Annotated in this window: 8 protein-coding genes and 1 pseudogene; 3 read left to right on the top strand and 6 right to left on the bottom strand. The window is 71.9% G+C overall.

Translation table 11 applies throughout. From position 1 onward, the window contains the following. Positions 1-25 precede the first annotated feature (25 nt). From IH13_RS0114100 to IH13_RS0114075, 6 genes and pseudogenes are all read right to left on the bottom strand, one after another. The gene (locus tag IH13_RS0114100; protein ID WP_031084357.1) at positions 26-1,066 is read right to left on the bottom strand and encodes an NAD(P)-dependent alcohol dehydrogenase; all 1,041 of its coding nucleotides are present in this window, start codon (positions 1,064-1,066) and stop codon (positions 26-28) included. Positions 1,067-1,146: 80 nt separating this feature from the next. After that, positions 1,147-1,923, bottom strand: a complete 777-nt coding sequence (locus IH13_RS0114095; protein WP_031084355.1) for an SDR family NAD(P)-dependent oxidoreductase — start codon at positions 1,921-1,923, stop codon at positions 1,147-1,149. After that, positions 1,920-2,588 (bottom strand): TetR/AcrR family transcriptional regulator, encoded by a 669-nt coding sequence (locus IH13_RS0114090; RefSeq protein ID WP_031084353.1) that lies wholly within the window; start codon positions 2,586-2,588, stop codon positions 1,920-1,922. Before IH13_RS0114090 ends, IH13_RS0114095 begins: the two co-directional genes overlap by 4 nt. Positions 2,589-2,821: 233 nt before the next feature. Next, positions 2,822-3,790: pseudogene (gene add / locus IH13_RS37430) on the bottom strand (adenosine deaminase). Between the two features lie 9 nt (positions 3,791-3,799). Next, complete coding sequence (locus tag IH13_RS0114080) at positions 3,800-5,917, bottom strand: MMPL family transporter (RefSeq protein WP_031084351.1); 2,118 nt, start codon at positions 5,915-5,917, stop codon at positions 3,800-3,802. A gap of 123 nt (positions 5,918-6,040) precedes the next feature. Further along, on the bottom strand, positions 6,041-6,535 hold the full coding sequence (locus tag IH13_RS0114075; protein ID WP_031084349.1) for a MarR family winged helix-turn-helix transcriptional regulator: 495 nt from the start codon (positions 6,533-6,535) through the stop codon (positions 6,041-6,043). Positions 6,536-6,664: 129 nt separating this feature from the next. On the opposite strand from IH13_RS0114075, the gene IH13_RS0114070 reads away from it, so the two are divergent. The 3 genes from IH13_RS0114070 to IH13_RS0114060 form a co-directional block, all read left to right on the top strand. Then, positions 6,665-7,660, top strand: coding sequence for a sporulation protein (locus tag IH13_RS0114070; RefSeq protein WP_031084348.1), 996 nt, complete (start codon positions 6,665-6,667; stop codon positions 7,658-7,660). Between the two features lie 132 nt (positions 7,661-7,792). Then, a complete protein-coding gene (locus tag IH13_RS0114065) occupies positions 7,793-8,095 on the top strand; it encodes a Sec-independent protein translocase subunit TatA (protein WP_031084346.1) in 303 nt (100 codons plus the stop codon). Positions 8,096-8,339: 244 nt separating this feature from the next. Continuing rightward, positions 8,340-9,717 (top strand): SDR family oxidoreductase (locus IH13_RS0114060; protein WP_031084344.1); only part of this gene is annotated, 1,378 nt, incomplete at its 3' end.

Here is a 9,717-nt window from a genome sequence, read left to right as displayed (position 1 = left end):
GCCCGCGGTCGGGGGGGTGCGGCGGTCAGCCGTTGGGCAGGATGACGGCGCGACCGTTGATCTTGCCGTCGTGCAGCCGCTCGTAGGCGAGCGGGGCCTCGTCGATGGAGTAGGTCTCGACGTGCACGTCGACGGCGCCGGTGTGGGCGAGTTCGATCACTTCGGCGAGTTCCCGGCGGGTACCCCAGTACGGCGCGGTGACCGAGGTCGAGAAGGGCAGGACGCCGAACCCGACGGGGAGCATGCCGCCGCCGATGCCGACGATGGTGACGTCGCTGTCGACCGAGGCGGAGGCGCCGGCCGTCTTCACCGTCGGCGGAGCGCCGACGAAGTCGAGGACGACCTGGGCGCCGATTCCGCCGGTGAGCTCACGGACCGTGGCGGCCGCGTTCTCGTCGGAGATCACGGTGTCGTGGGCGCCGACGGAGCGGGCGAGGGCCAGCTTCTCCTCCGACACGTCCAGCGCGATGACACGGACGGCGGTGAGGGCGCGGAGGATCTGGATGGCCACGTGCCCGAGCCCCCCGGCGCCGATGACCACGGCGGTGGCGCCGGGCACCAGCTTCGGCAGGGAGCGCTTGATCGCGTGGTACGGGGTGAGGCCCGCGTCGGTCAGCGAGACCGTCTTGACCGGGTCCAGGTCACCGATGGGTGCCAGGTGCCGGGCGTCGTCGACGATCATGTACTCGGCCATGGCGCCGGGGCTGCCCAGTCCGGGCGGGTTGATGCCGAGGTCGGCGGCGCGCAGGCAGTAGTTCTCCCGCCCCTGCGCGCAGTTCACGCAGGTGCCGCAGCCCCAGGGTCCGTAGACCGCGACCGCGTCACCCACCGAGAAGCCCTCGGCACCGTCGCCGAGCGCCGCGACGGTACCGACGCCCTCGTGACCGAGCGTGAAGGGCAGCTCGTAGGGGAACCCCTCGGCGGGCCAGCTCATCACGGCGATGTCCGAGTGGCAGACTCCGGCGGCGCTGACCTTGAGCAGGATCTGGCCCGGGCCCGGCACGGGCTCCGGTATGTCGACGACCTCGGGGGCGGCGCCGATGGTGCGGTACTGGACGGCTTTCATGGCTCTCCTTCGTTCTCCTTCATACCTTTGTGAACCGGACGGTGGCCTTCCGCCACTCGGGGGTCCCTGGCCCCCCGGGTTCAGGACGCCGAGTAGCCGCCGTCCACCAGGTGGTAGCTGCCGTGGATGAACGAAGCACGCTCGGAGAGCAGGAAGGCGGTGAGCTCGGCGACCTCCTCCGAGGTGCCGAGGCGGCCGGCGGGGTGCAGGGAGATCAGGTGGTCGCGGGCCACGCTGTCGGTGTCACGGAGCAGCGGGGTGTCGATGAAGCCCGGGCCGACCGCGTTGATGCGGATGCCGCGGTCCGCGTACTCGAGGGCGGCGGTCTTGGTCAGGCCGACGACGCCGTGCTTGGCGGCGACGTACGCCGGGGAGCCCGCGAAGCCGTTGGTACCGAGGATCGACGACATGTTGACGACGGCGCCTCCGCCCGCTTCGAGGATGGCGGGGAGTTCGTAGCGCATCGAGTAGAAGACACCGCTGAGGTTGGTGGCGACGACCTTGTTCCAGTCCTCGACGCCGTAGGCGCCGGTGGGCTGCGAGGGGCCGCCGATACCCGCGTTGTTCACGGCGAGGTGCAGCGCCCCGAAGGTGTCGACGGCGAAGCGCACCCCGGCCTCGACGGAGACGGGGTCGGTGACGTCGAGGGCGACGGCGGCGGCCCGGGCGCCGGCCGACGTCAGTTCGTCGGCGGCCTTGCGGGCGCTCTCCTCGTTGTGGTCGGCGATGACGACGGCGGCGCCACCGGCGGCCAGTCGGCGGGAAAGGGCCAGTCCGATGCCGGACGCGCCGCCGGTGACGAAGGCTGTCCTGCCGGAGAACTCCGCCTCGTAGGCGGTGGGGAGGTCGGTGCTCATGGGGTGCTCTCTTCCGTGGTGCTGTGGGGCGTCCTGCGCTCCGCCGGGGTCTTGGGCAGCTCGGCGCGGAGGGCGTCGAACGCCTGGGTGACGAATTCGGGCAGGGCGGCCGGACGGCCGCTCCGTACCCATGCCGCCTGGCCCGCGAGGAGCGCTCCGGCCCCCGCGGCGACGGCCACGGCAGGACGGAGGTCCTGCCGAGGATCGACCGCGAGCCGTGTCGCGAGGATCGCGATCGACTCCTCCTGGGCGTCCACCCGGATGTGGTGGAACGCCGCGTACAGGGTGGGCTCGTCCTCCGCCATGACCAGCAGGTCGAAGATGCGCGGCCGCATGTGCCAGGGCTCGGCCACCGGGTCGTCCAGCCAGTCGAAGACGGCCGCGCGGTAGGCGGTGAGCGGTGGCTCGGCGGCGGGCCGCGCCCGGAGCGCCCGGTTGATCCGTTCGCCGTCGCCCCGTACCGAGTCGAGGACGGCGGCCTCCTTGTTCGGGAAATGGCGGCTGAAGGTACGCCGGTCGACGTCGGCCGCCTGAGCGATCTCCTCGACCGTCACGCCCCGCAGTCCGCGGTCGAGCACGAGCTCGAACGCACACTGCGCCAGCGTGTCCCGGGTTCTGCGCGCCTTGCGGCCGCGCCGGTCCGGGGTGTTCTCCGTCGCATCCATAGTTGTAGCGTACACCTTTAAATGTCCCGGTGGGACTCCTGTCCCGTCGGGACACGTTTCAGGGACAGGGCACTCCGCGGCGGGGGCCCGGGGTCGCAGGGGCGCCCGGACCGGAAGGGGCGGCACGGACCGGAAGAGGCGGCACGGGCCGGAAGCGGGTCGAGGCTGCCGTGTGTGCGGGCCGCCCCCGGCGACCGGCGGAAAACCATCCGGCGCGGAGCCGCCCGGCGGCCTCAGCCGGCGGAGGCCGCCGCCTGAAGGCCCGTCAGCACCTCGTCCTCGCACAGCGCACCGGCGAGGCCCGCGGCGAAGGCGTGGTCCGCCGTGACCCCCAACCGCGCGGCCAGGTCATGTTCCTGTCCGAGGTCCGTGCCGAACATCGCGGGGTCGTCCGTGTTGACCGAGCAGCGCACACCGGCCGCGTGCAGCAGCGGCAGCGGGTGGGCGGCGACGTCCTGGACGACTCCGGTACGCAGGTTGGACGTCGGGCAGACGTCGAGCACCACGCCCCGGCCGGCGATCTCTTCGAGCAGCCCGGGCTACTCGGCCGCGCGGATGCCGTGCCGCAGCCTGACGGCACCGAGGTCGAGCGCTTCCCTGACGTGTTCCGGGCCGCCGACCTCGCCGGCGTGCGGAACGAAGGCGAGCCCGCCCTCCTGCGCGATGCGCACCGCCTTGCCGTACGGGGCGAGGGTGCTCCGCCGCTCGTCACCCCCGATACCGAGCCCCACCACTCCCCTGTCCCGGTACCTGACCGACACCCGGGCGCATTCCTCGGCCAGTTCCACCGGGCAGCCGCGGTAGAGGTCGGGCGTGAAGCGCACGGTCAGGCCGAACCTCTCCCGCGCCTCGACCGCCCCCTCGGTGTACCCCGTGAACATCTCGTCCCAGTCGAGGGCGTGGGACTCCACACGCTCGGCAGGCGAGAAGATCGCCTCCAGATACACGGCACCGTGGGCCCGGGCCTCCTGCGCGTAGCCCACGACCACGCGCCGGAAGTCGTCCGCCGTGCGCAGGCAGTTGGTGGTCATGCGCCACACCGAGAGGAAGTGCCGGAAGTCGGTGAACCGGTACAGCGCTTCGAGCCCTTCGACCGTGTCGGCGGGGAGGCTCTCGCCGTTGCGCCGGGCGATGTCCAGCAGGGTGGCCGGGCGTATCGCCCCTTCCAGATGCACATGCAGTTCGATCTTCGCGCTCACCATGGCCTCAGGCTACGGGAGGGGCCCCCGCGGCTCCGTCGGTGCGCCGGGGCCCCGGCTCAGGGCGCCCGGCCACCAGGCGACACGTCCGATGTCCCTCACCAGTGCGGGCACCAGGAGCGAGCGCACGACGAGGGTGTCCAGCAGGACGCCGAAGGCGACGATGAACGCGATCTGCACCAGGAAGGCCAGCGGGATGACGCTCAGGGCGGCGAAGGTGGCCGCCAGGACGACACCGGCCGAGGTGATGACCCCGCCCGTGGTCGTCAGCCCGCGCAGCACGCCTTCCCGGGGGCCGTGGAGCAGGGACTCCTCCCGGACCCGGGACATCAGGAAGATGTTGTAGTCGACACCGAGAGCGACGAGGAAGACGAACCCGTACAGCGGTACGGACGAGTCGGTGCCGCTGAAGCCGAAGACGTGCTGGAAGACCAGGGAGGAGATGCCGAGCGTGGCCAGGAAGTTGAGCGCCACGGTCGCGACGAGGAGCAGCGGCATGAGCAGGGAGCGGAGCAGCCCGATCAGGATGACCAGGATGATCACGAGCACCACCGGCACGATGATGTCGCGGTCGTGTTCGGCTGTCTTCTGCGTGTCGTACTGCTGTGCCGTGTAGCCGCCGACCAGTGCGTCGGCGCCGGGCACCGCGTGGACCGCGGCGCGCAGCCGGACGACGGCCGCCTTGGCGGCGTCGCTGTCGGCCGCGGCCTTCAGCGTCGCGTCGATGCGTACGCGCCCGTCCACGACCAGCGGCGTGCCCTGGCCCGGCCGCCCGGACTCCGTCACCACGGCCACACTCGCGACACCGTCCACCCCCTTCGCGGCGCCGACGACCTGTTCGGCCCGGTCGGCGCTCGCGATGACGACGGCGGGGTTGCCCGATCCGCCGGGGAAGTGCTTGCTCAAGGTCTGCTGGGCGGCGACGGACGGCGCGTCGTTGACGAAGATCTCCTCCAGGGGCACGCCCTTGGAGTTCAGCGTGGGCACGAAGGCGGCGCAGGCGAGGAGCCCGACAAGAGTGACGGCCCAGACCTTGCGCGGAGCGCGGTCGACCAGGGAGGCGACCTTCGACCAGATGCCCGTGGAACCGGAGGCGGCGTCACCCTCCTTCGGCTTGGCGGGCCAGTAGGCGGCCCTGCCGAGCAGGACGAGGACGGCGGGGAGGAAGGTGAGGGCGCTCAGGACGGAGCAGACGATACCGATGGCGCCGACCGGCCCGAGGGCCCGGTTGTTGGTCAGATCGCTGATCAGCAGTGCGAGCAGGCCGAGCGCCACGGTGGCGGCGCTGGCCGTGATCGGTCCGGCGGACTCCCTCAGCGCCGCGCGCATCGCGGTCCACCGGTCGGCGTGCCGCGCCAGTTCCTCGCGGAACCGGGCGGTGAGCAGAAGGGCGTAGTCGGTGGCGGCACCGATGACGAGGATCGACAGGATGCCCTGGACCTGGCCGTCGACGCGCACGACGTCGTGATCCGCGAGGACGTACACGACCGCGCAGGCGACGGCGAGGGCGAAGACCGCGCCGATGATGATGAGCAGCGGCAGCAGGACGCTGCGGTACACGAGCAGCAGGATGACCAGCACCGCCACCAGGGCGACGCCGAGCAGCAGCCCGTCGATTCCGGCGAACGCGTCGGAGAGGTCGGCCTGGCTGGCGGCCGGACCGGCGAGTCGGGCCTGGGTCCCGGGCACCCGGTCGGCCGCCTTCTGGATGCCGGCGAGGACGTCGGGGAGTTCGTCACCGAGGCCCGAGCGCAACTGGACGACGCCCTCCAGCGCCTGACCGTCCTTCGACGGCAGCGCGGGAGACACCTCGCCCGTCACACCGGGCCCGCCCTTGAGTCCGGCGAGGGCCGACGTCGCGGCCTCCCGCTGCGCGGGGCTCAGCGCCCCACCGCCCTCGTCGGACGTCCAGACGACGATCGCGGGCACCGTCTCCTGCCTGCTGAAGGCCTTCTGGGCGTCGATGACCCGAGTGGACTCAGCGCTCTGCGGCAGGAAGGAGGCCTGGTCGTTGGTGGCCACCTCGCCGAGTTTCCCCGCGTACGAACCGAACGCTCCGCCCACGGCCAGCCAGAGGACGACGAGCAGGGCGGGAATCAGCCGGCGAACCGGCCTGGACGCGGTGGACATGTCACTCCCGAATCGAACGAGTCACTCAAACACCAAGCATCTTAATCATTGAAATAACAGCGGGCGGCCGTGCCACCTGGCGCCCGGCGGCACGACCCGGAGGGCCGGGGAACGGCGGGAGGGTCAGCGCCGGGGGGACTCCGTGCGGGCGAGCGCCCCGTTCATCCGGGCGAGGAAACGGAGCGCGGCGGCCACCTCTCCGGGCTCCGAGAGCGCCCGGGCCTCGGCGGCGGCCTCGGCCAGGGGCATGAAGAACGACCGGGCCACCGACTTGGCCGCGGGCTCGTAGTACAGGTGCACGACACGCCGGTCCGCGCTGTCCCGCGAGCGCCGGACGTGCCCGGAGCGCTCCAGACGGTCCAGACAGGCGGTGACGGCGCCGGAGGTCAGGCCCAGGTGCTCGCGCAGGCGCCCCGGGGTGAGGGGGGTCTGCGCGTCGAGTATGGCCGCCAGGGCCTGCACATCCGTGGCGTGCAGCCCTTCGGCGTGCGCGAAGGCGTGCGCCAGTCGGGTGACCTCGCCGTTCATGCGCCGGAGTTGCACAGCGAGCGCCTGGAGCTCGGTGGTGGCGCGCTCGTCGCCGAGCGGTCCGCCGGTGAGGCCGTCCGTACTTTCCACCGGCCCATAGTAGAGCCGCCCGGCTCGGCCTCCGGGACCCGTCCCGCCTCTATGCTTCTACAGTTGTGTAGAAACGCGACCGAACGCGTCACCGTGTTCCCGCGTACGGAAGAAGGAGTGAACGCCACGATGGTGTTCAAGAAGCTGCTCGGTTCCCTCGGCGTGGGCTCCCCGACCGTGGACACGGTACTGACGAGCGGCGCCGCCGTCCCTGGAGGCTCCCTGAGCGGGCACGTCCACCTGAGGGGCGGCAGCGCCGACTTCACGGTCGAGAGCATCACACTCGAACTCCTCGCCCGGGTCGAGGCCGAGCACGCGGAGGGCGAGTCCGAAGGCACGGTCGGCTTCGGCCGCTTCACCGTATCGGGTGGTTTCGTCCTCGCGGAGGGTGCCGAGCACAGCATCCCGTTCGACGTGATGCTGCCCTGGGAGACGCCGATCACCCAGTTGTACGGCCAGGACCTGGGCATCGTGCTCGGCGTACGCACGGAACTCGCGGTGGCGGGCGCCCGGGACAAGGGGGACCTCGACCGGCTCTCCATCACACCGCTCCCGGCCCAGGAGGCTCTCCTGGAGGCGCTGGGACAGCTCGGCTTCGGCTTCAAGTCGGCGGATCTGGAACTCGGCCACATCCGCGGTACGGGGCAGCTACTGCCCTTCTACCAGGAGATCGAACTCTCGCCCGCACCCCAGTACGCCCACGAGGTGAACGAGATCGAGCTGACGTTCCTGGCCGGTCCCGGAAGCCTGGAGGTCGTCCTGGAGGCGGACAAGCGGGGCGGGTTCTTCACCGAGGGGAGCGACGCCCTCGGCCGCTTCACGGTCGGTCACCACGACTACCAGGGGCGGGACTGGAGCACCGAAGTCGATTCCTGGATCCGCTCCCTGGTCGCGGCCCGCTCGGCGCACGGCACCCAGGACGCGTACGGATACGGCGACGCGTACGGACACGGGCACGGCGAGGGACACGGCTCCGGGCCCGGGTTGGGGACGGCCGTCGCGGCGGGGGCGGCCGGGCTCGCCGTCGGGGTGGCCGGCGGACTGGTCGCGGCCGAAGTCGTCGACGAGGTGGGCGACTTCTTCGAGGACGACGAGGAGGACGAAGGCGACGGCGGGGAGGACTGAGACACCGCGGGGCGTGCGGCAGCAGGACATGGACACTCTGCCGCACCCCTCTACAGTGCTGTAGATTCGTCGTGACCGGGGGAAGCGGGCCGTCCGATGTGGACAGGCCGATCAGGGGAGCAGGCAGTCGTCATGTTCGGCATCAGTGAGATCGCGATCCTTCTCATCATCGTCGTCCTGGTCTTCGGCGCCAAGAAGCTCCCGGAACTCGCCCGTTCCATGGGCAAGTCGGCCCGCATCCTGAAGAGCGAGGCCCGCGCCCTGAAGGGCGACGGAGCCGCCCCGGCCGGCCCGCGCGCCGCCGACTCCCCCACCACGAGGCCCGGCGAACCCCCCGCGGGCCCCCGCGCCGGGACAGACGCGGACCTGGGGACCGACGCGGACGGGCACCGGGTCATCCGGGGCACCGCCACCGAGCGGCCCGGGACCCACTGATCGCCTGAGGGACCCCGTTCCGGAAGCGTCCGGCACCGAGTGCCCGGCACCGCCTCCGGGTGCAGCCCCACCGCGCCCCCTCTTCCCTGGTCACCTCGTCCCTGATCCGGTCGTCCCCGGCCCGTCCGTCTGCTTCTCCTGATCCGGACCCGGGCCCGCTCCCTGACGCCTCGCTCCCGACAAGCGGAACAGCCGTGGACACGACACCGTGGACGCAGGGAAAGCGACTCAGAACGGAGCGCCCATGGAGAGAGGCGACGACCGAAGCGGGCTGCGATGCCTGGTGACCGGCGCCACGGGGTACATCGGGGGCCGGCTCGTACCCGAACTCCTGAACGCCGGTCACCGGGTGCGCTGCCTGGCGCGCCACCCCAAGAAGCTGCGGGACCACCCCTGGTCCGGCCAGGTCGAGACCGCCGAGGGGGATGCGACCGACCCCGAGTCCCTCGGCGCGGCGATGCGGGACGTCGACGTCGCCTACTACCTGGTCCACTCCCTGGGCAGCGGGTCCGGCTTCGAGGAGACCGACCGCACGGCGGCCCGTGTCTTCGGTGAGCGGGCGCGGGCCGCCGGCGTGCGGCGCATCGTGTACCTGGGCGGGCTGACCCCGGCCGGGGTGCCCGAGCGCGAGCTGTCGCCGCACCTGCGTTCGAGGGCCGAGGTCGGTCACATCCTTCTCGCCTCGGGGGTGCCGACGACGGTCCTGCGCGCGGCGGTCATCCTCGGTTCGGGTTCGGCGTCGTTCGAGATGCTGCGCTACCTCACGGAGCGGCTGCCGGTCATGGTCACCCCGAGCTGGGTCATGGTCACCCCGAGCTGGGTGTCGACGCGCATCCAGCCGGTCGCGGTCCGGGACGTGCTGCGCTACCTGGTCGGCAGCGCGGCGATGCCCTCGGAGGTGAACCGCGCGTTCGACGTCGGAGGCCCCGACACCCTGACGTACCGGGACATGATGCAGGAGTACGCGCGGGTCGCCGGGCTCCCCCGTCGGCTGATCCTGCCCGTGCCGATGCTCACCCCCGGACTGTCCAGCCACTGGGTCGGCCTGATCACGCCGGTCCCGGCCTCGATCGCCCGTCCGCTCGCCGAGTCCCTGCGCTATGAAGTGGTCTGCCACGAGCACGACATCGCGGAGTACGTCCCGGACGGCCCGGGCCGTCCGTTCTCGTTCGCCACAGCCCTCTCCCTCGCCCTGCAACGGGTGCGTGAGGCGAAGGTGACGACCCGGTGGTCCTCCGCGTCGACACCGGGGATTCCCAGTGATCCGCTGCCCACCGATCCCGACTGGGCGGGCGGGAGTCTGTACACGGACGTGCGTGAAAGGGACGTGGACGCCCCGCCCGAGGCCCTGTGGCGGGTGGTCGAGGGAATCGGAGGGGACCACGGCTGGTACTCGTTCCCGCCGGCCTGGGCGGTCCGAGGGTGGCTGGACCGCCTGGTCGGCGGGGTGGGGCTGCGACGCGGCAGGCGGGACGCGGAACGACTGCGGGTCGGGGACTCGCTGGACTTCTGGCGGGTCGAGGAGATCGAGCCCGGCCGGCTGCTCCGGCTGCGTGCGGAGATGCGTCTGCCCGGACTCGCGTGGCTGGAGATGTACGTCGAGGAGGGCCCGGGCGGCGCCG

Source organism: Streptomyces sp. NRRL WC-3549 (assembly GCF_000721935.1).
GTDB lineage: Bacteria > Actinomycetota > Actinomycetes > Streptomycetales > Streptomycetaceae > Streptomyces.
This window is presented reverse-complemented; position numbering and strand designations above follow the sequence as displayed.

What these genes read in the sequence shown, in the direction of transcription:
- IH13_RS0114070 (WP_031084348.1), top strand. Translation starts at nt 6,665, where the DNA reads ATGGTGTTCAAGAAGCTGCTCGGTTCCCTCGGCGTGGGCTCCCCGACC.
- IH13_RS0114095 (WP_031084355.1), bottom strand. Translation starts at nt 1,923, where the DNA reads ATGAGCACCGACCTCCCCACCGCCTACGAGGCGGAGTTCTCCGGCAGG.
- IH13_RS0114100 (WP_031084357.1), bottom strand. Translation starts at nt 1,066, where the DNA reads ATGAAAGCCGTCCAGTACCGCACCATCGGCGCCGCCCCCGAGGTCGTC.
- IH13_RS0114080 (WP_031084351.1), bottom strand. Translation starts at nt 5,917, where the DNA reads ATGTCCACCGCGTCCAGGCCGGTTCGCCGGCTGATTCCCGCCCTGCTC.
- IH13_RS0114065 (WP_031084346.1), top strand. Translation starts at nt 7,793, where the DNA reads ATGTTCGGCATCAGTGAGATCGCGATCCTTCTCATCATCGTCGTCCTG.
- IH13_RS0114090 (WP_031084353.1), bottom strand. Translation starts at nt 2,588, where the DNA reads ATGGATGCGACGGAGAACACCCCGGACCGGCGCGGCCGCAAGGCGCGC.